The organism is Arthrobacter sp. KBS0703 (assembly GCF_002008315.2).
Lineage (GTDB): Bacteria > Actinomycetota > Actinomycetes > Actinomycetales > Micrococcaceae > Arthrobacter.
The window spans coordinates 290,153-316,627 of record NZ_MVDG02000002.1 but is presented as its reverse complement, the minus strand read 5'-3'; the positions used below and the strand labels follow the sequence as shown (position 1 = coordinate 316,627).

Here is a 26,475-nt window from a genome sequence, read left to right as displayed (position 1 = left end):
AGAGAGTCCGGACATGCTCCTCATTTCATGCCCCAACTGCGGCTCGCGCGACGAGACCGAGTTCCACTACGGCGGCCAGGCCCACGTGCCCTACCCGGAAAACCCGAACGAGCTGAATGATCGCGAATGGGCCGAGTTCCTGTTCTACCGCGAGAACACCAAGGGCATCTTCGCCGAACGCTGGCTGCACAGCACCGGCTGCCGCCAGTGGTTCAACATGCTCCGTGACACGGTCACGTACGACATCCAGGCCGTTTACCCGATGGGCACGCCGCGGCCGGCAGCGGCGGTCCCGGCAGCCCCGAAGCCGGCACCGCCAGCGTCGCCGCCGACAGCACCACCACCGGCACCGCCGCCCCAGCACGTCCCCCGATGCCCTATCAGTTGGTGTCCCTATCGGGGCCCGGAAGCAACCACAACTGATAGAGCAACCGGCCTCCGACAGCACCACCGCCCCCAGCACCGCCCCGGAAGGAGCAACCAAGTGACTTCCCAGAACGCCCGCCTCGCCGCCGGCGGACGCATCGACCGCACCATCTCCTGGCGTTTCACCGTGGACGGCCAGGAATACACCGGCCACCCGGGTGACACGCTCGCCTCGGCCCTGCTCGCCAACGGCCGGATCGCCGTCGGCAATTCCCTCTACGAGGACCGGCCCCGGGGCATCCTGGCCGCCGGCGTGGAGGAACCCAACGCGCTGGTCCGGATCGCGCCGCGCTTCCCCGGCCACGTCGCCGAATCCATGCTCCCCGCCACCACTGTCACCCTGGTGGACGGCCTGAAGGCAGGCCTGCTGAACGGCCTGGGCCGGCTGGACCCGGAGGAGGACCGCGCCGAGTACGACAAGAAATACGTCCACACGGACGTCCTGGTGGTCGGCGGCGGCCCCGCAGGCCTGGCCGCGGCCCGCGAGGCCGTGCGCACCGGAGCCCGTGTGATCCTCATGGACGACCAGCCCGAACTGGGCGGCTCGCTCCTCTCCGGATCCACGGCACCCGGCCTGGCCGAGACCATCGAGGGCAAGCCCGCCCTGGAGTGGGTGGCGGACGTCGAGGCCGAGCTCGTCTCCGCGGCCGAATGCACGGTCCTGAACCGCACCACGGCCTTCGGCGCCTACGACGCCAACTACGTCATCGCCGTCCAGAACCGCACCGACCACCTGTCCAGCCCGGCAGCCCCCGGCGTCTCCCGGCAGCGGATTTGGCACATCCGTGCCAACCAGGTTGTCCTGGCTCCGGGCGCCCACGAACGCCCGCTGGTCTTCGAGAACAACGACCGCCCCGGCATCATGCTCGCCTCGGCCGTCCGCAGCTACCTCAACCGCTACGCCGTCGCCGCCGGCCAGCGCGTGGTCATCGGCACCACCAACGACACCGCCTACGCCCTGGCCGCGGACCTGCGCGCCGCCGGCGTGAAGGTCGCGGCCGTCGTCGACGCCCGTCCCCGCCTCACCCCGGTGGCTGCCGCCGCCGTCGAAGCGGGCACCCGCGTGCTGATCGGCAGCGCGGTTGCCGACACCGCGGCCTCCGCGTCCGGCGCGGCCGGAACAAACACCGGCCGGCTGAGCTCCGTCACCGTCCGCAGCATCAGCGACGACGGCGAACTCACCTCAGGCATCGAAGAGATCGCCTGCGACCTGCTGGCAGTCTCCGGCGGCTGGAGCCCGCTGGTGCACCTGCACTCGCAGCGGCAGGGCAAGCTGCGCTGGGACGAGGACCTGGCGGCCTTCGTGCCGAGCACCGTGGTCCCGAACCAGCAGGTGGTCGGCTCGGGCCGCGGCAGCTTCGAACTCGACGATTGCCTCGCCGAAGGCATCTCCGCCGGAGCGTCGGCTGCGATCGCCGCGGGCTTCGAATCCGCCGTCGAGCCGGCCGTGATCGGCGAGCCGAAAGCATCCGGTCCCACCCGCCAGCTGTGGCTGGTCCCCGGGCAGGCCGGCACGCCGGATGACTGGCACCACCACTTCGTCGACTTCCAGCGCGACCAGTCCGTGGCCGACGTCCTCCGGTCCACCGGGGCCGGGATGCGGTCCGTGGAGCACATCAAGCGCTACACCTCCATCAGCACCGCGAACGATCAGGGCAAGACCTCCGGCGTCAACGCGATAGGCGTCATCGCCGCCGCGCTCCGGCAGGCCGGCGAAGCGTCCCGCGGCATCGGCGACATCGGCACCACTACCTACCGGGCGCCGTTCACCCCCGTGGCGTTCGCGGCACTCGCCGGACGCCAGCGCGGCGAACTGTTCGATCCCGCCCGCGTCACGTCCATCCACCCGTGGCACGTCGCACAGGGCGCACTGTTCGAAGATGTGGGGCAGTGGAAGCGGCCCTGGTACTACCCGCAGTCCGGCGAGGACATGGACACCGCCGTGCTGCGCGAGTGCGCCGCCGTCCGCGAATCCGTGGGCTTCATGGACGCCACCACACTCGGCAAGATCGAAATCCGGGGCAAGGACGCCGGCGAATTCCTCAACCGGATCTACACCAACGCGTTCAAGAAGCTCGCACCGGGCTCTGCCCGCTACGGCGTCATGTGCATGGCTGACGGCATGATTTTCGACGACGGCGTGACCCTCCGTCTCGATGAGGACCGGTTCTTCATGACCACCACCACCGGCGGCGCCGCGAAGGTTCTGGACTGGCTGGAGGAATGGCTGCAGACCGAATGGCCCGAGCTGGACGTGCACTGCACCTCGGTGACCGAACAGTGGTCCACGATTGCCGTCGTCGGGCCCAAATCCCGCGCGGTGATCGCCAAGGTGGCACCCGAACTCGCCGCCAACGGCGGACTCGACGCCGAGGCGTTCCCGTTCATGACCTTCCGCGAAACCACCCTCGCCTCCGGCGTGAAAGCCCGGATCTGCCGGATCTCGTTCTCCGGCGAACTGGCCTACGAGATCAACGTGCCTGCTTGGTACGGGCTGAACACCTGGGAAGCCGTGGCCGCCGCCGGGGCCGAGTTCGACATCACCCCGTACGGCACCGAAACCATGCACGTGCTCCGGGCCGAGAAGGGCTACCCGATCGTCGGGCAGGACACCGACGGCACGGTCACCCCGCAGGACGCAGGGATGGAATGGGTGGTCTCGAAGGCCAAGGACTTCGTCGGCAAGCGCTCCTACGCACGCGCCGACGCCCGGCGCGAGGACCGTAAGCACCTGGTCAGCGTCCTGCCCGTGGACGGGTCGCTCCGGCTGCCGGAAGGGACCCAGCTGGTGGAGAAGGGCATTCCTGTGAACTCCGCCTACGGACCCGTTCCCATGGAGGGCTTTGTGACCTCCAGCTACCACTCCGCCGCCCTGGGCAGGTCCTTCGCCCTGGCTCTGATCAAGAACGGCCGCAACCGCATCGGCGAGACCCTCGTGGCCGCCGCCGGCGACCAGCTGGTTGATGTCGTCGTCGCCGAAACCGTACTTTTTGACCCCGAAGGGACCCGCAAAGATGGCTAATACCGCAGCATTCGCAGACATCAATGGACTCCGGGAAATCCGCCGCAGCCCGGCCTCCCACCTGGCCCGGGCACTCGAAGCCGGCTCCATGCCAGGGACGGTCGTCCTGAAAGAGGGCGCATTCCAGACCATGGCCGGGGTCCGGGTGGACCCGCGATCCGAGGAAGGCGCCCGGATCGCCTCCGTGGCCGGCGGCCTGCCGGCCCGCTGCGGCGACGTCAGCGGCAGGGACGGCGTGAGCGTCCTGTGGCTGGGCCCGTCCGAGTTCCTGGTGGTGGCCCCGGAAGAGGCCCACGACTCCCTGGGCGGGGACCTCATCGGCTCCCTCACGGCCGCCCTGGGCGACGCCCCGGGCCAGGTGGTGGACCTCTCCGCCTACCGCACCACGTTCGACCTCTCCGGCCCGCGGGCCCGCGCCGTGCTGGAAAAGGGCTGCGCCCTGGACCTGCACCCGCGCAGCTTCACGCCGGGGACGGCCCTGACCACGGAGGTCGGCAACATCCCCGTGGTCCTCTGGAAGACCGGTGACGAAAGCTACCGGCTCTTCCCCCGCGCCTCGTTCGCGGACTTCCTGGGGCGCTGGCTCCTGGACGCCATGAGGGAGTTCGCTTCCCCCGAGGTGCCCTGATGGCGCTCAGCGCGCTGGACCTGTTCTCCGTTGGCATCGGGCCGTCGTCGTCGCACACGGTCGGCCCGATGCGGGCAGCGAAGCTGTTCGCCGACGGGCTCAAAGGTGACGGCCACCTGAGCTCAACCGCGCGGGTCCAGGCCGAACTGTTCGGATCTCTCGGAGCCACCGGCCGCGGCCACGGCTCCGACAAGGCCGTGGTCCTGGGCCTGCAGGGCCTGGACCCCGAAACGGTGGACACCTCCACCGCCGACGACCAGGTGGCCGCGGCCGCGCTCGACGCCGAACTCCGGATCGGCGGGCACCACCGGGTGGACTTCAACTGGGACGAGGACGTGGTGCTGCACCGCCGCAAGTCCCTGCCCGCCCACCCCAACGGCATGACCTTCCGGGCCCTGGACCACGCCGGCGCCGTGCTCAGCGAACGGAGCTTCTACTCGATCGGGGGCGGCTTCGTTGTCGACGGCGATGCCGACGGCGGCGACCGGGTGGTGGCAGACGCCACCGTCCTGCCCTACCCGTTCACCACCGCCGACGAAATGCTGGCCATCTGCCGCCGCGAAGGGATGTCCATCTCGGACGTCATGCTCGCCAACGAACTCGTGTGGCGCAGCGAAGCCGAACTCCGGGAAGAGCTGCTGAAACTCTGGGCCGTCATGCGCGAATGCGTGGACAACGGCTGCGCCGCGGAAGGGATCCTGCCCGGTGGCCTCAACGTGAGGCGCCGGGCGCCGTCGTTGTTCCGCACCCTGACCGCGAACACCGGCGTCACCGACCCGCTCCGGGCCATGGAATGGGTCAACCTCTTCGCGCTCGCCGTCAACGAGGAAAACGCCGCCGGCGGACGCATCGTCACCGCCCCCACCAACGGTGCGGCCGGCATCGTCCCGGCCGTGCTGCACTACTACGTCAAGTTCGTGCCCGGCGCCAACGACGACGGTGTGGTCCGCTTCCTGCTGGCGGCAGCCGCCGTCGGAATCCTCTTCAAGATCAACGCCTCCATCTCCGGCGCGGAAGTGGGCTGCCAGGGCGAGGTCGGTTCCGCCTGCTCCATGGCGGCCGCCGGGCTGTGCGAGGTCATGGGCGGCACCCCCGAACAGGTGGAGAACGCCGCCGAGGTGGGGATCGAACACAACCTTGGGCTGACCTGCGATCCCGTGGGCGGCCTGGTGCAGATCCCCTGCATCGAACGGAACGCGATCGCCAGCGTCAAGGCCATCAACGCCGCGCGGCTGGCGCTGCACGGCGACGGGAGCCACAAGGTGTCGCTGGACAAAGCCATCAAAACCATGCGTGAGACAGGAGCGGACATGAAGACCAAGTACAAGGAGACCTCCCGCGGGGGCCTCGCCGTGAACGTGATTGAGTGCTGAGCCATGACTGCCATCGAGACTGAAACCTCGTCCCTTCCGCAGCCGGCGACCACCGTGGAGCATGTCCTCACTTTGGACTGCCGGGAGTCACCGGGCATCGTCCACGCCGTCTCCGGCTTCCTGCTGGAACACGGCTGCGACATCATCGACAACCAGCAGTTCGGCGAACGCTCCGAAGGGCACTTCTTCATGCGCGTGCACTTTGCGTCCGACGGCGATGCCTCCACCGCGGACACCCTGCGGGCCGCTTTCGGCCCGGTGGCGGACCGCTTCGGGATGAGCTGGCGGCTGGAGCCGCACGGCTCCAAGCGCCGCGTGCTGATCATGGTGTCGAAGTTCGGCCACTGCCTGAACGACCTGCTGTTCCGCGCCAGGATCGGCGAACTGCCGGTGGACGTGGTGGCCGTGGTCTCCAACCACACGGACCACCAGGCGCTCGTGGAATGGCACGGCATCCCGTTCTTCCACGTGCCCGTCACCGCCGCCACCAAGCCCGAGGCCGAGGCCCGGCTGCTGGAACTGGTGGACGAGTTCGACGTCGAACTCGTGGTGCTGGCCCGCTACATGCAGGTCCTCAGCGACGGGCTGACCCGCAAGCTGGACGGCCGCGCCATCAACATCCACCACTCGTTCCTGCCCAGCTTCAAGGGCGCCAAGCCGTACCACCAGGCCTACGCCCGCGGTGTGAAGACGGTGGGCGCCACCGCACACTACGTCAACGGTGAGCTGGACGAGGGGCCCATCATCGCCCAGCAGGTGGTGGAGGTGGACCACACCTACGGCCCGGAAGACCTCGTGGCCGCCGGCCGCGACACCGAGTGCAAGGCCCTCAGCAACGCCGTGCGCTGGCACTGCGAGGGCCGGGTGATCCTGCGCGGCAACCGGACAGTGGTGCTCCGCTAACCCCTTGTGCCGGGACGCTCTCTCACCTCCTTGGGGGAAGCGGGAGAGCGTCCCTTCCCTCAGGGCTACGGGGCTCTGGGCTACAGGGCGGCCAGCCGGGTGGCCAGGTGCAGCGCCGCGAGCCGGCCCGTGCCGCGCGGATCTCCGCCGCACAACTCAAAAATCCGCTGCAGCCGGTGATGCATCGACTGCCGCTCCACATGCAGCTCCCTGGCGGCCTGCGCCGTGTTGCAGCCGGAGTCGAGCCAGGTTGCCAGCGTCGTCAGCAGCTGGGAGTTCCGCCGCTCGTCGTGCTCCAGCACTGCGCCCAGCTGCTGGCGGACGTAATCCCGCCGTGCCCCCTGGTCCAGGTGCTGCGCGGCCAACCGCTCCACGGCGAGCTCTTCGACATCGACCACCACGCCGGCCGCGTCCGACGCCGGCCGTTGCGCCGCCCGGGCCGATCCGTGCCCGGCGAGGTCCAGGGCACACCTGGCCTCGGTGAGCGACCACGGTGCGTTCTCGATCCCGGCGGCAAGGGGTCCCACCGCGGTCATGGTTCCGGGCTCGACCGGCAGATCGCGGAGGGCCGCGACCAGCTCGGCGCGTGCCGAGGCTTCCCGGTCCGCAGGAAGAACGGCGAGGGCGAGCAGTTCCGAATTGTCCACGTAGCTGGCGCTCTGCTGGGCCGACCTCTTCAGGACCTTGTCCATCGCGGCCCGCAACGGCTGCGACGTGGAGGTCCGGATGACCACCGTTACCAGCGTTGCCGAGGCTGGAATCCCGGCGGCGGGAGCGAGCTGCTGGAGCCGCCAGGGCTGGGTGCCGGAGCTGACCGCGCGCAGCAGGGCGGTGCCGGCCACCTCCTTCAGCCCGGGCGGCATCCGCTGCAGCAGCGCCAGCGACAGGATGTCAACGCATCGTCCGCCCGCAACGCGCGCCAGGTTCACGTCGCCCCGCGGGGGCACGCTGATGGCCAGCCTCGCCGAGGGCACGCCGCGTACCGGGACATCGATGTTAATCACCGCGCCGGCAGGTACCGTGCCGGCGGGTTCCGGCCCGGCAGCCGGCCCGTCTTCGGATCCGGGCCCCGCCGGCTGAAGGGAATTGTCCCCGGCCGGCGACGCGCTGCCCAGCGTCACACCGGACACCGTGGAGAGCTCGAGCCCGGCGTCAAGGATCCCGGCCAGCACGGCAAGAATCTGGTCCAGGCTGCTGCCATGGGCCAGTTCCACCGCCATGGCGTGGCTGGCCTCGTCGGCGCGGCGCAGGTGCGCCACCGATTCGCTGACCAGCACTGAATTGATGGCCTGCATGATGCCCACGAAGGGCGCCACTTTTCGGAGCTCAATGAGGGGCAGCCCCGCTTCCTCCGCGGCCTGGATCATCGACGACGGAAGTGAGGCCAGGGTCTGCCCGGTTTCCACGGCCAGGGCGCCGACGCCCCGCTCGGCTAGCTGGCGGACGTAGTCCACGCGGCGCGCGTCCGAAGCCGAAACCAGGGCATCGCCGCCGGTGAGGAGGAGTTCCCCGCCGCTGAGCAACGGCGCAATGTCCAGGACCTCACTCGAATGGACCCACCGCAGCTGCGTATCCTCGGCTGCGGCCGCCCCTGCACGGATCACGGGATCGGCGGCGGTGAGGGTGGGATGTTTCAGCACCTCAGTGAGCAGTATTGGCATGACGCTCCGTAATGCAAATGGCTGTTTTGATGTACACATCGTATCTTGTTGGATGTGGCCTGGGACACATAATCTGGCGGTATCCCCCTTCCCCCTACGGAGGCCCCCATGCACACCCACTCCACTGCAGCCCCCGCCGGCACAGTGCCGTCAGCCGACAATGACGTCGAAGCCTGGCTACAGCCCATCCCGGAATCCCAGCGGACCAGGAAAGTCTCCGGACAGTTCTGGATCTGGGCCGGCGCCAACCTGGCGCCCATCAACTGGGTCCTCGGCGCCCTCGGCATCCACCTCGGGCTCGGCTTCGCCGACACCGTCACTGTCCTCGTCCTGGGCAACCTGATCGGGATGCTGCTGTTCGGCTGCTTTGTCCTGCTCGGCCAGAAGACCGGCGCCACCGGCATGGTCCTGGCCCGCGCAGCCTTCGGGCGTCGCGGAAACTACCTGCCGGCCGCCATCCAGGCGCTGCTGGTGATCGGCTGGTGCGCCGTCAACACCTGGATCATCCTGGACCTGGTCATGGCCCTGTTCGGAACCCTCGGATGGGTTGACCCCACGGCCCACAACTACGGCTGGAAGATCGGCGTCGCCACCACCATCATGGCGGCCCAGGTGGCCATCGCGTGGTTCGGCTACAAGGCCATTGCCGCCTTCGAAAAGTGGACCGTGCCGCCGACCATCATCATCCTCGCGGTCATGTCCGCAGTCGCCTGGTTCGGAATCAAGATCGACTGGGGCTACGCCGGGCCCGCCGGCAACATCCTCGAGGGCTCCGAACGGATCGCCGCCATGAGCGCCGTCATGACCGCGATCGGCATCGGCTGGGGCATCACGTGGTTCACCTACGCCGCCGACTACTCACGCTTCGTCAGCACCGAAGTGCCCAAGCGCAAGGTCTACCTGGCCTCGGTCCTGGGCCAGTTCATCCCAGTCGTCTGGCTCGGCATTCTCGGCGCCAGCCTGGCCACGAACAGCGGCGAGATCGATCCCGGAAAGCTCATCGTGCAGAACTTCGGCGTCATGGCCCTGCCGGTGCTCCTCCTGGTCCTGCACGGCCCCATCGCCACCAACATCCTGAACATCTACACCTTCTCCGTCGCCACCCAGGCCCTCGACATCACCATCAGCCGGCGCAAGCTGAACCTGTTCGTCGGAGTCTTCTCGCTCGCCGCCGTCGTCTTCTTCATCTTTCAGGAGGACTTCGCCGCCGTCCTGGACGCGTGGCTGATCGGCCTCGTGGCCTGGGTGGCAGCGTGGGGCGGCGTCATGCTGGTGCACTACTTCTGGATCGAGAAGCGCTGGCCGGGCGAGCCCGCACGGCTGTTCGACCCCGTGGGCACCAAGCGCCTCCCCGGCGTCAACTGGGCCGGCGTCGTCTCCCTGCTGGTCGGCATTTTCGCCACCTGGCTGTTCATGTACGGGCTGGTCCCGGTGATGCAGGGCCCCATCGCCGTGGCCCTGGGCGGCTGGGACCTGTCCTGGCTCGCTGGCGGCCTCAGCAGCGCCGCCTGCTACGCGGTCCTTGGGCCCCGGGTGCACCGCAGGTTTCTGGCCGGCACCGGATCGCAGCCCGTCCCTGCAGCCGTTTCCGAGGCAGTAGCACTGCCGTCCACAACCACTGCCGCCCTCTAGAGAGGAACGGACCATGGAATTCCCCGCCTTCGCAGACTCCGCCCATCCCATCACCTGGCCCGAAGGGTACGGGGCAGCCGCCTCCTTCACGTTCGACGTTGACGCCGAGTCATGCACCATCGCCCATGACCCCGCCAGCACCCGCCGGATGTCCCTCATGACGCACCAGTCCTATGGCCCCAAGGTCGCGGTCCCCAGGCTGCTGCAGATCCTCGAGCGGCAGGACATCCGGGCCACGTTCTTCATCCCGGGCTTCACCGCGGAAAGCTACCCCGACGTCGTCCGCCGGATCGTGGACGGCGGCCATGAGATCGCCCACCACGGCTACCTGCACGAACCCATGCAGGGCATCGACGCCGCCACCGAGGCACGGTACATCGACCGGGGGCTGGAGGCGCTGGCCAAGGTGGCGGGCGTCCGGCCTGTGGGCTACCGCGCCCCCTGGTGGGAACTGAACTGGCACTCGCCGGCCCTGCTCGCGGACCGGGGCTTCCTCTACGATTCAAGCCTGCTCGACGGCGACGCCCCCTACCGCTTCAGCGTCGCTGACGGCGACCCTCGGGACCTGGTCGAAATCCCGGTCGACTGGGCACTGGACGACTGGGAGCAGTACGCCTTCTATCCCGGCGTGACCGGCAGCGGCGTCATTGAAAGCCCCGCCAAGGTGCTGGAGATGTGGACGCTCGAGGCAGAGGCACACCATGCGGCCGGGAGCTGCTTCGTGCTGACGAACCACCCGTTCATCTCCGGCAGGCCCTCCAAGGCGGTGGCGCTGGAACAGCTGATCAGCCGGGTCAAGGCCATGGACGGGATGTGGGTGACCACGCTGGCCAAAGTCGCCGAGCACACCCGGGACACCGTGGCCGAAGTCCACAGCCACGCCCGCATCGAGGTTCCGGCCTTCCCCGACGCCGGCGCCCGCTTCACTCCGTCCCGCATCTCCCAGACGCAGGTCCGGCAGTCAGAGCTGGCCGCCGGGCAGCTCTGATCCCGCCCCAAGGCATCGCTCTCACTAGTTACACAAAAAACCGGAATGCTCCCTCACCATGTGAGGGAGCATTCCGGTTTTTGTCGCGAAAGATGCGCGAGCGTTAGACGCCGAGCTCTTCCTTCAGAGCCTGGACGTGGCCTTGGGCCTTGACCTGGTACCGGGCCAGGCGGACCTTGCCGTCGGGATCCAGCACCACGGTGGAGCGGACGATGCCCTCGCGGACCTCGCCGTCCACGAGCTTCTCGCCCCAGGCGCCGTAGGCCAGCGCCACGGCGTGGTCCTCGTCGGCGAGCAGCGGGAAGGTCAGCGCGAAGTCGCCGGTGAAGTGCGCCAGCTTCTCCGGGGCGTCGGGGGAGACGCCCAGGACCTCGTAGCCGGAGCCCTGGAACGTGGCCAGGTTGTCGCGGAAATCGCAGGCCTCGGTGGTGCAGCCGGGGGTGGCGGCCTCGGGGTAGAAGTACACGATGACGTTCTTGCCGCGGTAGTCGGCCAGCGAGGTCTGCTTGCCTTCGGCGTCCCGCAGGGTGAAGTCCGGCGCCTGGGTTCCAGGCTGGAGCTTGTTGGTCAGGTTGGGGCTCATGGCATTCCTTCGGATGGATCTGGGTCAAACAAAAACATGTCAGACAAAAACTTGTCAGGCAAAAAATGCACGTCGAATAAGGACTCAGTCGAACAAATTAGGGCTGAACTTGATAACAGCCGGCCTAGATGCTGTATTCCGCCGGGCCGCGCACTGTTGCCGCCGGGCCGGGGATGAACTGGTAGCCGCCGCCGCGCACGGTGGCGATCGCGTGCCTGTCTCTTATACACATCTAGATGTGTATAAGAGACAGGCTTCCGCCGCACCCGGCCCACGTAGACGTCGATGGAACGGGTGGCCGCGCCCGGGCTGTCGAACGATTCCAGGAACAGCCGCAGCTCTTCCCGGCCGATGGCGCGCGAGCAGTTTTCCACGAGGTAGCGCAGCAGCTTGAACTCGACGCCGGTCAGCGGCACGCGCCCGCCGTCCAGCAGCACCTCGCCCGCGGCGAGGTCGACGGCCACCCGGCTTACCGGCCCGGGCGACGGCTGTCTCTTATACACATCTAGATGTGTATAAGAGACAGGTCGTCGTCCGTGTGCGGGGGGTCCTCCGTGGAGGACGACGACGGCGCGGGAGTGCCGCCGCCGGGACCGGCCGGTGCCCCCTCCCCAGGGGGCGTGCCGGCCGGTGACATCCCGACGTCGGACGTTGCAGCTCCGGCGGCAGGCCAGTGGACTTCCGCCTCCGGAGCAATCTTCAGGGCGCGCGCCAGCACGAGTTCGGCGGCGCGGGCCAGTACGGCTTCATCGAGTTCCTGCCCTGCCCCGAGGTTTACCCAAACGGCCAGGCCCCGGGCTTTCAACGACGGCGCTTTCAACGACGGCGCTTTCAACGACGGCGCCTGACGCGACGGCGCACTCCGAGCCACCCCCGGAGCCGGCGCGCACCGCATCCTCGGGGCGGGCGTATGGGCGTGGACAGCCATGGCGGTGCGCCTCAGACGCCGCCGCGGCGGATCAGTTTGCCGCCGGGGGTCTGGCCGTCCACCACGTTGCCGCGCAGGTAGGTGCGGCGGACGACGCCGGAGAGGGCCTTGCCGTCGTACGGGGTGATGGGGTTCTTGTGCTTGAGCTTGGAGACGTCCACCACGAAGGCCTCGTCCGGCGCGAAGACGGAGAAGTCGGCGTCGTACCCGAGCGCGAGCTGCCCCTTGTTGGAGAGGCGGGCCAGGGCTGCGGGCTTCTCGGCCATCCACGACACGACCTGCTCCAGCGGAATGCCGCGGTGCCGGGCCTCGGTCCAGATCAGCGACAGGCCCAGCTGGAGCGAGGAGACGCCGCCCCACGCCACGGCGAAGTCGCCGTTTTCCAGGTCCTTAAGGTCAAGCGTCGACGGCGAGTGGTCCGAGACGATGCAGTCGATGGTGCCGTCCTGCAGGCCCTGCCACAGGAGCTCGCGGTTGGAGGCCTCGCGGATGGGCGGGCAGCACTTGTAGGCGGTGGCGCCGTTGGGGATTTCCTCGGCCATGAGCGTGAGGTAGTGCGGGCACGTCTCCACGGTGAGGTGGACGCCGTCGCGCTTGGCCGAGGCGATCATGGGCAGCGCGTCCGAGGAGGACAGGTGCAGGATGTGGGCGCGGGCGCCGGTCCAGCGGGCCCGCTCAATGACCTCGGCGATGGCCTTGTTTTCGGCGCCGCGGGGGCGGGAGGCCAGGAACGTCGCGTACTTGTCCCCGCCCGGATGGGGCGCGTGGTCGATCGCGTGCGAGTCCTCGGCGTGGACGATCATGAGCGAGTCGAAGGACTTGAGCTCGGCCATGTCCTCCTCCATCTCGTCCGCTTCCAGGTGCGGGAACTCGTCCACGCCGGAGTGCAGCAGGAAGCACTTGAAGCCGAACACGCCTTCGTCGTGCAGCGGGCGGAGGTCCGCCTTGTTGCCGGGCACGGCGCCGCCCCAGAACCCGACGTCCACGTACGCCTGGTCCTCAGCCACCTCGCGCTTGAGCTTGAGCCCTTCCACCGTGGTGGTGGGCGGGATGGAGTTCAGCGGCATGTCGATGATGGTGGTGACGCCGCCGGCTGCGGCGGCGCGGGTGGCGGATGCGAAGCCCTCCCACTCGGTGCGGCCGGGCTCGTTGACGTGGACGTGGGTGTCCACGAGGCCGGGGAGGAGCATCTCGTCGTCGGCGAGCTCGATCACTTCGGCGCCGGAGAGGCCGTTGCCGAGCGGTTCGATCGCGACGATCTTGCCGCCGCGCACGCCCACTTCACGCGCCGCGATGCCGGCGGTGGTGAGGATGCGCCGGCCCCGGATGACCAGGTCAAAGGTTTCTTCAGACATTCAGGGGCTCCTTTGTGCGGGCACTGTTGGCTGGGGCGGCGTTGGCCGTCTCCGCCAGCTCCAGGCCGATGTTCTTTCCCAGTTGTTCAAGCAGGGACGCCGCTTCGGCTATACATATATCTACCTTGGCCTCCAGCGCGGTCAGCGGGTAGACCCTGTCTCTTATACACATCTTTTGCTGTTCGGGCGTGAGCGTGGTGCGGCCGCAGACGGCCATCACGGCGACCCCGGCCAGCGCCGCCGCGCGGGCCACGCCCATGGGCGTCTTGCCCAGCAGGCTCTGCTCGTCGAGGCTGCCTTCGCCGGTGATCACCAGGTCGGCGCCGGCCAGCCGGTCCGCCAGCTCGGTGAATTCCAGCACGACGTCGATGCCCGGACGGCGGGTCGCGGCCAGTACGGCGATGGCTGCGAAACCGACGCCGCCGGCGGCTCCCGCGCCGGGAGCGTCCGCGGCTCTCAGTGCCCGCGGCCCGATTTCGTCCGCGAGGACGTGCACGAAGTTGGCCAAAGCGCCGTCCAGGGCTGCCACGTCCGCCGGGGTGGCGCCCTTCTGCGGGCCGAAGATGGCGGCGGCGCCTTCGGGGCCGAGCAGCGGGTTGTCGACGTCGCTAGCGAGGATGAAACGGGTCTCGTCCAGGCGGGAGTCGAAGCCGGAGAAGTCGATGCTGGCCAGGTCGGCCAGGGCGGCGCCGCCGGGCGGCAGTTCGTTGCCGGCGGCGTCGAACAGGATGGCGCCGAGGCCCTGCAGGACTCCCGCGCCGCCGTCGGTGTTGGCACTGCCGCCGACGCCCAGGATGATCTGCCGGCAGCCGGCGTCGAGCGCGGCCCGGATCAGTTCGCCGGTGCCCAGGCTCGTGGCCGCCTTCGCGGTAGCGGAGTCCGGTCCGCCGGTCCCGCCGGCGCCGGGCAGGACCGCGAGCCCGGAGGCCGCGGCCATCTCAATGACCGCCTCCCGCCCGCGGACCGCAAACTCCGCCGTCAGCGGCCGCCCGGTGGGGCCGCTGACCACGGCGCTGCGGCGGGTGAAGCCGGAGCCGACGGCGGCATCCAGGGTGCCTTCACCGCCGTCGGCCACGGGAATCCGCAGGACCTCAAGGGGGCCCGGCCCCGCGGTGCGGAAGCCGGCGTGCAGCCCCTCCTCAAGGTGCCGGGCGACGTCCGGGGCGGAGAGCGAGCCCTTGAACTTGTCCGGCGCGATCACAATGCGCATTGCAGTGCCTGTCTTTAGTGCTGAGCGCTGCAGATTACGGCTGCAGGGCCAGGATGGCGGTGGGGGCGTCGGCTGCGGTGGCAGCCAGCTCCTCGAACTCGTTCACGGCGTTGATTTCCACGCCCATGGAGATGTTGGTGATCTTCTCCAGGATCACTTCAACAACCACGGGAACCTGGAACTCGCCCATGAGCGCCTTGGCCTTGTCGAACGCGGCAGCCATGTCATTGGGGTCCTCCACGCGGATGGCCTTGCAGCCCAGGCCCTCGGCCACCTTGATGTGGTCCACGCCGTAGCCGTTGGTCTCGGGGGAGTTGATGTTTTCGAACGCCAGGGACACGTTCTGCTCCATCTTGAACCCGCGCTGCGACTGGCGGATCAGGCCCAGGTAGGAGTTGTTCACCACCACGTGGATGTATGGCAGGTTGAACTGCGCGCCCACGGCCAGCTCTTCGATCATGAACTGGAAGTCGTAGTCGCCGGACAGGGCAACAACGGTCTCGTCCGGCTTGCCGCGCACCACGCCCAGCGCTGCCGGTGCGGTCCAGCCCAGGGGTCCGGCCTGGCCGGCGTTGATCCACTTGCGCGGGCCGAAGACGTGCAGCATCTGGGCGCCGGCGATCTGGGACAGGCCGATGGTGGACACGTAGGTGGTGTCCTTGCCGAACGCCTTGTTCATCTCCTCGTACACGCGCTGCGGCTTGATGGGGATGTTGTCGAAGTGCGTCTTGCGGTGCAGGGTGGCCTTGCGCTCGGCGCACTCGGCAACCCAGGCGGAGTAGTCCGGCAGGGTCTTGGCGTCGCGGCGCTCGCGGGCCAGTGCCAGAAGCCCGTCCAGGGCGGCGCCGGCGTCGGAGGCGATGCCGAAGTCCGGGGAGAACACGCGGCCGATCTGCGTGGGCTCGATGTCGACGTGGACGAACTTGCGGCCGGCGGTGTAGATGTCCAGGCCGCCGGTGTGGCGGTTGGCCCAGCGGTTGCCGATGCCGATCACGAAGTCGCTGCGCAGGTAGTTCTCGTTGCCGTAGCGGTGCGAGGTCTGCAGGCCCACCATGCCGGCCATCAGCGGGTGGTCGTCCGCGATGGCGCCCCAGCCCATCAGGGTGGGGATGACCGGAACGTTCAGCAGTTCGGCCAGCTCCACCAGCTGCGCGGAGGCGCCGGCGTTGATGATGCCGCCGCCGGCCACGATCAGCGGGCGTTCGCCTGCGGTCAGCATGTCCAGGGCCTTCTCCAGCTGCTTGCGGCTGGCCTTGGGCTTCTCGACGGGCAGGGGCTCGTAGGTGTCGATGTCGAACTCGATCTCGGCCATCTGCACGTCGATCGGCAGGTCCAGCAGCACGGGGCCGGGGCGGCCGGAGCGCATCAGCTGGAACGCCTTCTGGAAGGCGCCCGGAACCTGGCCCGGCTCCAGGATGGTCATGGCCATCTTGGTGACCGGCTTGGCGATGGACTCGATGTCCACGGCCTGGAAGTCTTCCTTGTGCAGCTTGGCTACGGGGGCCTGGCCGGTGATGCAGAGCATGGGGATGGAATCGGCCCACGCGGCGTACAGGCCGGTGATCATGTCGGTGCCGGCGGGGCCGGACGTGCCGATGCAGATCCCGATGTTGCCGTCCGCGGCGCGGCTGTAGCCGTCAGCCATGTGGCTGGCACCTTCCACGTGGCGGGCCAGGGTGTGGCGGATGCCGCCGTGGGCCCGCATTGCCGAGTAGAACGGGTTGATTGCCGCGCCTGGCAGGCCGAACGCCTCGGTGGCGCCCTCCTTCTCCAGGATGGCGACGGCTGCGTCTACGGTGCGCATCTTCGTCATGGTGTGCTCCTTGAAAGCTTTGGGGTGCCCTTTACGGGCTGAATTTTGGGTATGTTTTTGGGTGTACCGGGGGAGCCGCCGTCGTTCATGTACGACGGCGGATCTCCGGTTTTGCTTGTTGTCCGGCTACTGCCGGAGGTGCTTTACTTCCGCCCGGGTTACTTCCGGCCAGAGAGCTGGAGGACCTGCTTGAAGAGGCCCGAGTGGTCCAGGCCGCCGTCGCCCTGGTTGACGGTGGCGGCCACAAGCTGTGCGGCGACGGCGCCGAGCGGGAGGGCGACGTTGGCTTCGCGGGCGGCGGAGGTGACGATGCCCAGGTCCTTGTGGTGGAGGGCCAGGCGGAAGCCAGGGTCGAAGTTGCGGTCGAGCATCTTCTGGCCCTTCTGGTCCAGGACCTTGGAGCCGGCCAGGCCGCCGCCCAGGACCTTGAGGGCGGCGTCGGTGTCCACGCCGTAGGCCTCGAGGAACGCGATGGCCTCGCCGAGGACCTCGATGTTGACCGCGACGATCAGCTGGTTGGCGGCCTTGACGGTCTGGCCGGAGCCCGACGGGCCGACGTGGACGATGGTCTTGCCGACGGCGTTGAGGACGTCCTGTGCGGCCTCAAAGTCGGCCGCGTCGCCGCCCACCATGATGGAGAGGGCTGCGTCGATGGCGCCCTGTTCGCCGCCGGAGACCGGTGCGTCGAGGGGGCGGATGCCTGCTGCGCGGGCGTCGTCGGAGAGGCGCTTGGCGACGTCCGGGCGGATGCTGCTGGCGTCGATCCAGAGGGTGCCCTGCTTCGCGTTGGCGAAGATGCCGTCGGCGCCGCTGACGACGCCCTCAACATCGGGGGAGTCCGGCACCATGGTGATGACGACGTCGGCGTCCTTGACGGCGTCAGCGATGCTCGTGGCGCCCTTGCCGCCTTCGGAGACGAGTTTGTCGATCTTGTCCTGGCTGCGGTTGAAGCCGGTGACGGTGTGCCCGGCCTTGACGAGGTTGATGGCCATGGGCAGTCCCATGATGCCGAGTCCGATGACTGAAACGTTGCTCATGATTGATCCTTACTGAAGTCTGTGGGTAATTCGCTGGTTGAGCTTGTCGAAACCGCTAGTTAGAAGCGTGTGCGCGGATGGCCCAGCTGAAGGCCGTGTCCGCCGGTTCCTTGTACTCGAGGCCGATGTAGCCGTCGTAGCCGAGTTCGCGGCTGCGGGCGATCCACTCGCCGAGGGGAAGCTGCCCGGTTCCGGGTGCCCCGCGGCCGGGGTTGTCGGCGATCTGGATGTGGCCGAAGTCCTTGGCGTGGTTCTCGATGACGGCGGCGACGTCGTCCCCGTTGACCGCCAGGTGGTAGAAGTCGGCGAGGAGCTTGACGTTGCCGGCGCCGGATTCTTCCCTGACCCGGGCGATGACCTTCAGGGCGTCGGCAGCCGTGAGGAGCGGGTACCTGGGTGCGCCGCTGACGGGTTCGAGGAGGACGGTGCCGCCGATGCGGGCCACTCCGGCAGCCGCCGCCGCGAGGTTTTCGGCGCCGACGGCGTCCTGCTTCTCCGCGGATTCGCCGTCGACGCGGTTGCCGTAGAGGGCGTTGAATGCCTTGCATCCCAGGCGCTCGCCGATGCCTGCGACGACATCGATGTTGTCGCGGAATTCGGTGGAGCGTGCGGGCCACGACGTGAGGCCGCGGTCGCCACCGGGCATGTTGCCGGCATTGAAGTTCAGGCCGGAGAGCTGGACGCCGGCGTCGGTGATTGCGCGTTCGAAGGCGGTGGTCTCGGCGTCGGTGGGGACGGACGATTCGAAGGGCCACCAGAACTCGACGGCGTCAAAACCGGCCGCCTTCGCGGCAGCGGGGCGCTCGAGCAAGGGCAGCTCCGCCAGGAGGATGGAGCAGTTCACTGTGTACGTCATCGTAGGTCCTTCCGAGGAGGGGCTTTGATCTATCTTCCCGCTAACTTGGCTCTTTCGAGATTCCGCTTTGTGGAATTTAGATTCTGCTTTATGAAAAGTTTAGGGAAGGCGCGAGTGGGAGTCAAGGGGGTGGTGCTTAAGGAGGTCCAAGACACTCCGCCTGGGCCGGGCCAGGCCGATGGTGCCTGCAGACACATGAGTGGCCGTCACTATCGTGTGACGGCCACTCATGAACAACGATGCAACAGCTCAGTCTTCGGTGGGTTCCTTGGGAGGGGTTGGGTCTTGGCCTTGGACGGGTCGACTAGGGGCCAACACTTGCCGCTAACAGATGGCCGTTATCACCCGTGCGCTCTCCGCATGCGAATGCGCCAACGGAGAGTTCTTTGCCCTAACGAGCTCCTCGAGAAGCAGGGCAACTGAGAACACCGTTTGTTCACATTTCGGCCTGCCAATGAGCTGAACGGAAGTCGGCATCCCGTCAGAGCCCTTTCCCATGGGCAGTGCGAGGGCCGGAACGCCAAGGACACTCCAAGGACTAGTGAAATTTAGCAGGGCCTCTTTGGCGTTTGTCCATCCGGCATCGAAACCGGACCGCTGCCCGATCAGGGGTGCAGTGATCGGAGCTGTAGGGCAAATCAGCACATCGCAATCCCCGAAATATTCGTCGACGCGAGCCTGCCACTGGCTCCTTCGAGTGAGCGCCGAGCGATACTCCCTCTCCTGCACCCTCTGGGCTCCTTGAAGCCTCGTCCGCACTTCGTCCTGAAAAAGCTCCGGGTGTTCCAGAAGTCGCTGGCGGTGGGTTGCCACGGCTTCGGCGCTTTGAATATGGTCGTACACCGAGATCGATTCCTCTAACCACCCGAGAGTAACGTCGCTGACGATAACTCCGGCGTTACGCAGGGCACGTACAGCGTTCGTCATGGAATCCGCGACTTCAGTACTTACCTTCGAGTAAAACCCATCGGTTATCAGCCCAACCTTTACCGCCCCGGGAACCGCCATGACCGCGTCCGAGGCAGTCTCCGAAATCACGCCCCAGACGCGGGACACGCCATCGACATCCGAAGCAAGAATGCCGACGGTGTCCAGGGTCGGCGCGAGCGGTATGACACCGGTAGCGTCCACCGTTCCGGAAGTGGGGCGCAGGCCAACAGTTCCGCACAGTGCCGCAGGGATTCTGACGGAACCACCCGTATCCGTACCTAATGCGAAAGGAACGTGGCCAGCAGCTACGGCTGCACCGGAACCGCTGCTGGAGCCGCCGGACATCTTTGTCAGGTCATGCGGGTTGAAGGTTGGACCAGTGGCGGCAATGTCTCCGGTGGGTCCGAACGCGAACTCGTGGGTGGCGGTTTTGCCGAGGATGACCGCGCCGGCGGCTCGGAGCAATTTGACGACGCCAGCGTCCTCCGTGGCGATTTGGTGTGGGAAGTTTGACCCCGCGGTGGTGGGCATACCGGCCGCATCAATGAGGTCTTTGATGCCACAAGGCACCCCCGACAGCACGCCTCCTTTGTTGACCAGTGAGCGTTCGTGATCGATTCTTTGTGCATCACTCTCGGCTTCGCCGTTCATCGTAAGCCAGGCATTTAGATGCTTGTTGGAAGCGGCGACTCCGTTCGCCGCTTGGAGTGTGACAGCGGAAGCCGTCGTCGAAGCGGAACGTATCTCATCAGCTATTTGTCTTACAGACGTAGTCACGCGCTCACCTTGCTACGTCGGAACCGACCAGGCTGAACGAAGGCCATGGCTACAACGCCGATGCAGGTTGCTACAGCGGTTGCAATAAACATGGAGTCGAATCCGTGCGCCGCGACCAGGAAACCGGTGAGCGTCGGGGCTACGACTGTCGCAATGTTGGCAAAGAAGTGGGTCATTCCTGCGAAACTGGCCGATTTGGCCGGCACGGTGTCAATCAGAACTGTCCAATAGACAGCGTTAGGCAGGGAGTTGAGGGCATTCCCGAGCGCCATGACGAGAAGCACGGCTGTCGGGTTGTCCAGGGTGGGAATGAAGCAGAAGCAGATTGTGGTCAGGGCCAACGACAACATCGCAAATCCGCTTCTGGCGATCCACAGGCTCCCCGTCTTCTGACGTAGCCAGTCGGAGATTTTTCCGCCGAGTACAACAGTGAAGCAGGCGCCGATCCAGGGCACCATGCCCAAGTACCACAACGACCCGAGCTTGAAGCCGAACTCGGATTCCAAGTACCTGGGAGTCCAGCTGAGAATCATGAAGTTGACGTACATGAAAGAAAAGTAGCCAAGAGCGTTGAAGATCAGAGTCCTGCTGAGGAAGAACTCGTACCATTTGGCATTCGCACCGCCGGCGAAGCCGTCCGCATTCCACCCGGTCACATCAGCTGTCTGAATCCGCGCCAGCTCCTGGGAATTGACGCGCGGGTTTTCTTCTGGCTTGTTGGTGAAAAGAAGCTGCCACCACAAAAGCCAGACCAGCCCAAGGACGCCCAGGACGACGAACATCCAGCGCCAGCCCCCGGTCAGCGTGATCAGGCCAACGGCGACGGGCGCTGACAGCAATGCTCCGAGGGGTGTCCCCAGCAGGCCAAATGCGGACATGAAACCGCGTTCTTTGACCGTGGACCAGTTCGCGACAGTCCGATTGATGGTGGCGTACGTCGGCCCCTCTGCGAACCCGAATCCAATTCGGAATATCGCGAAGCCCACAAGGGCGGAGCCGAACAACTGCAGACCAATGTCGCCCGCGATGACGACTGCAACGACAAGGACCGACCATGCCGCGCAGGCGGCCGTCATTGTCCATTTGGGGCCCTTCCTGTCAGCCAGGAACCCCCCGGCCAGAGCCCCGAACATGTATCCGTAGCCAAAGAAGCCGAGAATCTGCCCCCAGGCGACGGGGTCCAGCCTGTACTCACCAATAATCCCGCTGGCCGCATAAGCGATCGCGCCGCGGTCAACATAATTCACGACGGTAATTACCACGATGCCAAGGAGCACGAGATAACGGAATCTCGTCGCTCGGGTGACTGTTTTGACCTGTTCCGTCAGGCCGACTCTGTTCGACATGCCACAACAGTAAGGGTGACTCCCATCACAGGTCAACAGTTTTTGTAATCGATTACACATGACATGCGTAATCGATTACACGCTCACGCCTATGGCGTCCGTTCCATCTAGGGGTGGATGCGTCTTCTGGCCGCTGTCTTTGGTGCTTCAGTTGAGCCCGCGGGGAGGGCTGCGATCATCGTGGTGCTAAACCGCTCGAACTATTTGTGTCCGGCCTTGGACCCGAGCCCGCTGTCGGTGGAGCTGCGAACAATGAGAGACGGGCTCAGTTGCGCAGAGCTCACACGCTTCCCCGCGATCTTATTCAGCAGAGTCAGAGCCGCCAGTCTGCCAATGTCATTCATGGGGCTGCGTATTGTGGTCAAGCTGGGAACGGTGATCCCAGAAACGGAGACATCGTTGAACCCCACAACTTTGATGTCCTTTCCCACGGAGAACCCCCGTCTGGAGCATTCGCCCATGAACCCGATCGCTGCCATGTCGTTGACGAGGAAGACGCCCTCGGGAAAAGGAGGCGACAACAGCAGCCGTGCTGCTGCTTCCTCGCCGGCCTCCGCATAAATCGAACCATTGATCACAGAATTGTTGCTGAGTGTGCGGCCAGCCACACCAACCCTTTCCATGAATCCCCGGGCCCGGTCCTGCAGGTTCGTGGCGTAGTCCATGCCCGCGTACACCGCCAAGGGACCCGTGGTGATTCCCAGCAGGTGCTCGGCCGCCAACTGCCCGCCAATGTAGTCATTGCAAGTGACGGATGTGTAGCCACTGGCGCGTCGGTTATAGAGAACATTGGGGGTCCCTGACCTGCGAACGTCGGCCAGCGCCGCTCCGCCAACCAGTGCGTCACCTATGAGAAGACCATCCACCTGGCGGCGGATGAGAAGTTCAATTTTCTCCTTTTGCTGAACAGGATCGTCATTGGTAGTCACTGCAAGGGTCTGATAGCCGCTTTCAGCCAACACGCTTTCGATGCCTTCGTACATCAGGGCAAGTACTTCATCGCGCATTCGGGGAATCGTCACACCGATTACGTTGCTGCGTTTGGTTCGCAAGCTGGCGGCAAGGGTGTTGGGCCGGTAGTTTAGCTCCTTGGCTGTCACCCAGACCCGCTTTGCGAGGGCTGTCTTCGCCTGGGCTTCCGGCCGGGCCAGAACCCGGGAGACAGTCGCCGCAGTCGTCCCGACCTGCTCCGCAATAAGACTGAGCGTTACCGGCTGGTTGTCCTTCCGGCCCCTGCGGCCAACGCGTTCCGTCACCTGCCCATCCTATTCTGCCTGCACTCTCAGGGGTCACACCGTCACTCACGTCGGAGGGTGTCGGCGTCCTCACCCGCTGCGCAGCAGGGCGGCGTTGGCCCGGGCACCGCACGCCTGTTCGATCTCATGTCCTCCGGCTGGCTCGAACGAAGAACGTGGACGCGAAGGCAACGAAAGCTCATTTGATGTAAAGGATGCTGGCTCCCCAAAGCACTGTCTCGGCGGCGGATTCTTTCCTAGAATTGATGTGGGGCCGACGGCAAGAGCCTGGCGAGTGATCTGTATTCGCCCCAGGTGCCTTCCCAAGCGCCGCCGGCCCTTATGATCGCGGCACGATTGCCGCAAGATTCCGATCCGGTCACGCTACGCCCGGAGATCTTCCCGCGTGAACATGTGCGTGTGACCATGGGGCATGAGCGAAGAACTGATGGCGGCGGCACCCTCCGGCGGTGGCGCTCCCCGCAATCGATCAGCCGGAATGTTCCATCCCGAAGGCTCCGAGGCAACACGGCAACTGCGCGAGCAGGCTCGGCGTCGGCGGGAAGCAGAAGCGAAACTGCAGCTGCACCTGACGCAAACCCGCACCAAGCCCGCCGGAGCACCTGACCCGGCGCTCTGACAGGCATTTCCTGACAACGGGCCCTCTGCCCCCAGATCACGACACACCATCCACATCACGGCTAACCCAGAAACCCCTAAACACCCAGTGACGCGTCCCTTGGCGCCGGTTCAAGCCGCCGGGATGCCTGCGTCCGCGCCGGCAGGCGGGTGGGAGCTCCGAGGGCGCGGTAGTCCCAGCCGGCGGCCCGGTAGGCGTCGGCGTCCAGCGCGTGCCGGCCGTCCACGATGTTCCGCAGCTGCACCAGTTCGCCCAGCGCGGCCGGATCGGCACGCCGGAACACGTCCCATTCCGTCAGGAGCGCCACGATCTCGGCGCCCGTCACAGCGGCCTCCAGCGAGCCGGCATAGGCCAGGTCCGGGTAGCTCCGGCGGGCGTTGTCCATGGCCTTGGGGTCGTACACGGTCACCCTGGCCCCGGCCTGATGGAGCATGCGGGCAACATCCAGGGCGGGAGCGTCGCGGATGTCGTCCGAGTCGGGCTTGAAGGCGGCGCCCAGGACGGTGACCCGCACGCCGGCCAGGTCCCCGCAGGCCATCTCGGTGATGAGATCCACCGTGCGCTGGCGCCGCCGCTGGTTGATGGCATCCACCTCCCGCAGGAACCCCACAGCCTGCCCGACGCCGAGTTCCCTGGCCCGGTGGGTGAAGGCGCGGATGTCCTTCGGGAGGCAGCCGCCGCCGAAGCCCAGGCCCGGCTTGAGGAACCGGCCGCCGATGCGGGTGTCGTAGGAGAGCGCCCTGGCCAGGTCGTTGACGTCGGCGCCCGTCGCCTCGCACACCTCCGCCATCGCGTTGATGTAGGAGATCTTGGTGGCCAGGAAGGAATTTGCGGCGGCCTTGACCAGCTCGGCCGTGGCGAGGTCCGTGACCACCACCGGAGTCTCCTGCGCGATGATCGGCGCGTAGCAGACCGCGAGCCGGTCCCGTGCCCACTCGGATGCAACACCGAACACCAGCCGGTCCGGGTGCAGGGTGTCCTCCACCGCATGCCCTTCGCGCAGGAACTCCGGGTTCCAGGCCAGCTCCGCGAGCCTGCCCGCGGGGGAGCTGGCGCGGACGAACTCCGTGAGCCGTTCCGCCGTGCCGATCGGGACGGTGGACTTTCCCGCGACCAGGCAGTGCCGGTCCAGGTGCGGGGCCAGCCGGGCGAGCGCCGCGTCCACGAAGCGGAGGTCGGCCGCCGGGGAGTCTGCCTCCTGCGGGGTGCCGACGCACACGAAGTGAATGTCGGCGCCGCGGGCCGCGGAGAAATCGCTGGTAAACGTCAGCCTGCCGCTTTCCAGCATGATCCGCAGGAGCTTCTTGAGGCCCGGTTCGAAAAACGGCGGCTTGCCGCGCGAAAGCGCCGCGACCTTGGCCTCGTCGACGTCGATTCCCACCACACGGTGGCCCAGGAGCGCCATGCACACGGCATGCGTGGTGCCCAGATACCCGGTCCCGATGACGGACAGGGAAAGGCCGGCGGGGGCCGTGCCGTTTCCCGCGGGCCCGGTACCATTCCCTGACGGCCCGCTGCCGTTGGAGGACGGATGGGCCCCGTTTGCGGACGGGCCGGTACCGTTCCCTGACGGCCCGCTGCCGTTTCCGGACGGGCCGGCGGCGGTGGCGGTCACGTCAGCAGGGGCGGGGGGAACGGACGACGGCGGGACGGACGGGGCGACGTAATCTCCCCATGCGGAATTGCTCATGTCAGGCTTCGTTCTGTGCTCAAGAGCGGGACAGGTTCGCGCCCGGCTGCTCGGCGTCCGGGGGATCGGCGCAGCTCCGGCGAAACCAGGTCCATGGATGTCAGGTATCTCACCGCCCAGGATCCCCACGGCGGGCGGAAGGAGTAAATGCAGGCCAGCCGGAGCCGCGCGGAGGCGGCATACGCCTCGAACCGTTCCGGGCTGACGTGCAGGCGGCTTGCCGCGGACACGATACTCGCGTGGGCCGCCGCAAACCGCCGTGCTGTAAGCAGGTTCTGCCTCCGCCGCAGTTCCAGGTGCACGTCCAGGTTCGCCAGGTCCAGGGCGGCCTCGGCCCTGCACGCTTCATCGAAGTCCAGCAGGCCCGGCGCTCCGGTGTTGTCGATGCCCATTCCGGCGCTATCCGTGCCCAGTATTTGCTTGTCGTGCAGGTCTCCGTGCGACCACCCGAGGGGATCGGGGGGCCCGGCCAAAAGACCGGCCTTTACGGCATCGACCTGTGCCATGAGTGCAGCGCGTCCCGGTGCGGCCTCGGGGATCCCTTCGCTGTGGAGCAGCCAGCGATCCATCCACCGCCGCACTTTGGCCAGTTCTTCTTCGGCATCGCGCAGCGGAAGCTGCTCCAGATTGCCGCGGAAAGCGGAGCTGTTGGCGCGGGCAACAGTTTCCGTCCACGCCCGCGACCAGCCACCCCACATGCCGGCAAAGAAGCCGTCACTGACGGTGGCCTGGTCCTGGCCGAGCTCGTAGTAGGACCGGCCGGCCACGCGGCTGAACGCCAGGACGTCCGGCCGGGTTGCGGTCATGACCGGTGTCCTGAAGCGGCCGCCGGCCAGGGGTGCCGTGGCCAACACGTGATTTGTGGCCGCCGCAGGCGCCTGTTCAGGCCGGAACACCTTGATGTACGTGTCGCCGGCACGGAGGACTGCACGCTTGTGGGCGCGGTGGACCACTGTTTCGCCCTTGGGCGACTCCCGTGCGAGGGCGGGCAGCTTGGAGTCGTCCGCGGACACCGGGACAAACCGGCCTTCGCGGAAGAACCCGCCCAGCACCCCGGGATAGCCGGGTGAGTGAACCTCGAGGACATACCGGCCTGCCGAGACGCCGGGCCACGCGCGGCCCACCAGCCACTCATTTCCTGCGGGGTCGGTGACGCGGCGCGGTACGGGAGGATGCCAGTTCATGAGATCAGCTCCTCGGCCCGGCGCAGGTGCCAGGACATGTCGGCGGCCCATTCCGGGGACCGGTCCCGGAAGGGGTCAACGCTGCTGTTGAAGAGCCGGAAGGCTGCCCAGGCGTCCAAGCCCGCCTCGGTGAACCGGCCGCCCGCCGCGGCGTAGCCCTCGCTGAGCCGGGCGGTCTTCGGACCCCCGGCGCCCCTAGCGCGCCGGGCGGCCCGGCGGGTTCCCTGGAGGCGGCGGCGCGCACCGCTTCCTCCGCCG

The 26,475-nt window shown here is 67.1% G+C and carries 21 protein-coding genes and 1 pseudogene; 7 read left to right on the top strand and 15 right to left on the bottom strand.

Annotation, left to right across the window (positions count from 1 at the left end):
• Positions 1-13: 13 nt before the first annotated feature.
• Genes B1A87_RS21965 through purU form a run of 4 tightly spaced genes read left to right on the top strand, consistent with a single transcriptional unit; the run spans position 14 to position 6,352 of the window.
• Positions 14-3,448, top strand: coding sequence for a sarcosine oxidase subunit alpha family protein (locus tag B1A87_RS21965; RefSeq protein ID WP_144275934.1), 3,435 nt, complete (start codon positions 14-16; stop codon positions 3,446-3,448).
• Positions 3,441-4,076, top strand: a complete 636-nt coding sequence (locus B1A87_RS21960) for a sarcosine oxidase subunit gamma (RefSeq protein ID WP_144275933.1) — start codon at positions 3,441-3,443, stop codon at positions 4,074-4,076. The genes B1A87_RS21965 and B1A87_RS21960 overlap by 8 nt, the downstream gene beginning before the upstream one ends.
• Positions 4,076-5,449, top strand: coding sequence for an L-serine ammonia-lyase (locus B1A87_RS21955; RefSeq protein ID WP_144275932.1), 1,374 nt, complete (start codon positions 4,076-4,078; stop codon positions 5,447-5,449). Before B1A87_RS21960 ends, B1A87_RS21955 begins: the two co-directional genes overlap by 1 nt.
• Positions 5,450-5,452: 3 nt before the next feature.
• Positions 5,453-6,352: a formyltetrahydrofolate deformylase gene (gene purU, locus B1A87_RS21950; RefSeq protein ID WP_078029604.1), complete on the top strand. Its 900-nt coding sequence runs from the start codon at positions 5,453-5,455 to the stop codon at positions 6,350-6,352.
• 80 nt (positions 6,353-6,432) lie between these two features.
• On the opposite strand, the gene B1A87_RS21945 is transcribed toward purU, so the two are convergent.
• Positions 6,433-8,013, bottom strand: coding sequence for a PucR family transcriptional regulator ligand-binding domain-containing protein (locus B1A87_RS21945; protein WP_078029605.1), 1,581 nt, complete (start codon positions 8,011-8,013; stop codon positions 6,433-6,435).
• A gap of 108 nt (positions 8,014-8,121) precedes the next feature.
• Here B1A87_RS21945 and B1A87_RS21940 point away from each other — a divergent pair, with 108 nt between their 5' ends.
• The gene (locus tag B1A87_RS21940; protein WP_078029606.1) at positions 8,122-9,645 is read left to right on the top strand and encodes a cytosine permease; all 1,524 of its coding nucleotides are present in this window, start codon (positions 8,122-8,124) and stop codon (positions 9,643-9,645) included.
• 13 nt (positions 9,646-9,658) lie between these two features.
• Positions 9,659-10,633 (top strand): polysaccharide deacetylase, encoded by a 975-nt coding sequence (locus tag B1A87_RS21935; protein ID WP_078029607.1) that lies wholly within the window; start codon positions 9,659-9,661, stop codon positions 10,631-10,633.
• 103 nt (positions 10,634-10,736) lie between these two features.
• Here B1A87_RS21935 and bcp read toward each other — a convergent pair whose 3' ends face one another.
• From bcp to B1A87_RS21885, 11 genes and pseudogenes are all read right to left on the bottom strand, one after another.
• Positions 10,737-11,216, bottom strand: coding sequence for a thioredoxin-dependent thiol peroxidase (gene bcp / locus B1A87_RS21930; RefSeq protein ID WP_078029608.1), 480 nt, complete (start codon positions 11,214-11,216; stop codon positions 10,737-10,739).
• A gap of 314 nt (positions 11,217-11,530) precedes the next feature.
• Positions 11,531-11,590 (bottom strand): annotated as a pseudogene (locus B1A87_RS25150) (hypothetical protein); the annotation flags it as partial.
• A 131-nt stretch (positions 11,591-11,721) separates the two neighbouring features.
• On the bottom strand, positions 11,722-12,021 hold the full coding sequence (locus B1A87_RS25145) for a hypothetical protein (RefSeq protein WP_395940288.1): 300 nt from the start codon (positions 12,019-12,021) through the stop codon (positions 11,722-11,724).
• Between the two features lie 134 nt (positions 12,022-12,155).
• Positions 12,156-13,499, bottom strand: coding sequence for an allantoinase AllB (gene allB, locus B1A87_RS21920; protein ID WP_078029610.1), 1,344 nt, complete (start codon positions 13,497-13,499; stop codon positions 12,156-12,158).
• Positions 13,492-14,709 carry a glycerate kinase gene (locus tag B1A87_RS21915; protein ID WP_144275931.1) on the bottom strand — a complete coding sequence of 406 codons (1,218 nt, stop codon included), beginning with the start codon at positions 14,707-14,709 and terminating at the stop codon, positions 13,492-13,494. Before B1A87_RS21915 ends, allB begins: the two co-directional genes overlap by 8 nt.
• Before the next feature lie 34 nt (positions 14,710-14,743).
• Positions 14,744-16,522, bottom strand: coding sequence for a glyoxylate carboligase (gene gcl, locus B1A87_RS21910; RefSeq protein WP_078029612.1), 1,779 nt, complete (start codon positions 16,520-16,522; stop codon positions 14,744-14,746).
• Positions 16,523-16,680: 158 nt separating this feature from the next.
• The gene (locus B1A87_RS21905) at positions 16,681-17,559 is read right to left on the bottom strand and encodes a 2-hydroxy-3-oxopropionate reductase (RefSeq protein WP_078029613.1); all 879 of its coding nucleotides are present in this window, start codon (positions 17,557-17,559) and stop codon (positions 16,681-16,683) included.
• Between the two features lie 55 nt (positions 17,560-17,614).
• A complete protein-coding gene (locus tag B1A87_RS21900) occupies positions 17,615-18,415 on the bottom strand; it encodes a hydroxypyruvate isomerase family protein (protein ID WP_078029614.1) in 801 nt (266 codons plus the stop codon).
• Between the two features lie 324 nt (positions 18,416-18,739).
• Complete coding sequence (locus tag B1A87_RS21895) at positions 18,740-20,122, bottom strand: amidase (RefSeq protein WP_078029615.1); 1,383 nt, start codon at positions 20,120-20,122, stop codon at positions 18,740-18,742.
• Positions 20,119-21,468, bottom strand: a complete 1,350-nt coding sequence (locus B1A87_RS21890; protein ID WP_078029616.1) for an MFS transporter — start codon at positions 21,466-21,468, stop codon at positions 20,119-20,121. The genes B1A87_RS21895 and B1A87_RS21890 overlap by 4 nt, the downstream gene beginning before the upstream one ends.
• 200 nt (positions 21,469-21,668) lie before the next feature.
• Positions 21,669-22,724, bottom strand: a complete 1,056-nt coding sequence (locus tag B1A87_RS21885; protein WP_078029617.1) for a LacI family DNA-binding transcriptional regulator — start codon at positions 22,722-22,724, stop codon at positions 21,669-21,671.
• Positions 22,725-23,136: 412 nt separating this feature from the next.
• Here B1A87_RS21885 and B1A87_RS21880 point away from each other — a divergent pair, with 412 nt between their 5' ends.
• A complete protein-coding gene (locus B1A87_RS21880; RefSeq protein WP_078029618.1) occupies positions 23,137-23,343 on the top strand; it encodes a hypothetical protein in 207 nt (68 codons plus the stop codon).
• A gap of 76 nt (positions 23,344-23,419) precedes the next feature.
• Here the strand turns inward: B1A87_RS21880 and B1A87_RS21875 are convergent, their stop codons facing one another.
• From B1A87_RS21875 to B1A87_RS24430, 3 genes are read right to left on the bottom strand one after another with little or no spacing between them, the layout of a single operon-like run.
• Positions 23,420-25,033: a UDP-glucose/GDP-mannose dehydrogenase family protein gene (locus B1A87_RS21875; protein ID WP_260681120.1), complete on the bottom strand. Its 1,614-nt coding sequence runs from the start codon at positions 25,031-25,033 to the stop codon at positions 23,420-23,422.
• The gene (locus tag B1A87_RS21870; protein WP_185982435.1) at positions 25,030-26,217 is read right to left on the bottom strand and encodes a phosphotransferase; all 1,188 of its coding nucleotides are present in this window, start codon (positions 26,215-26,217) and stop codon (positions 25,030-25,032) included. Before B1A87_RS21870 ends, B1A87_RS21875 begins: the two co-directional genes overlap by 4 nt.
• On the bottom strand, positions 26,214-26,336 hold the full coding sequence (locus B1A87_RS24430; RefSeq protein ID WP_260681119.1) for a hypothetical protein: 123 nt from the start codon (positions 26,334-26,336) through the stop codon (positions 26,214-26,216). The genes B1A87_RS21870 and B1A87_RS24430 overlap by 4 nt, the downstream gene beginning before the upstream one ends.
• Positions 26,337-26,475 lie beyond the last annotated feature (139 nt).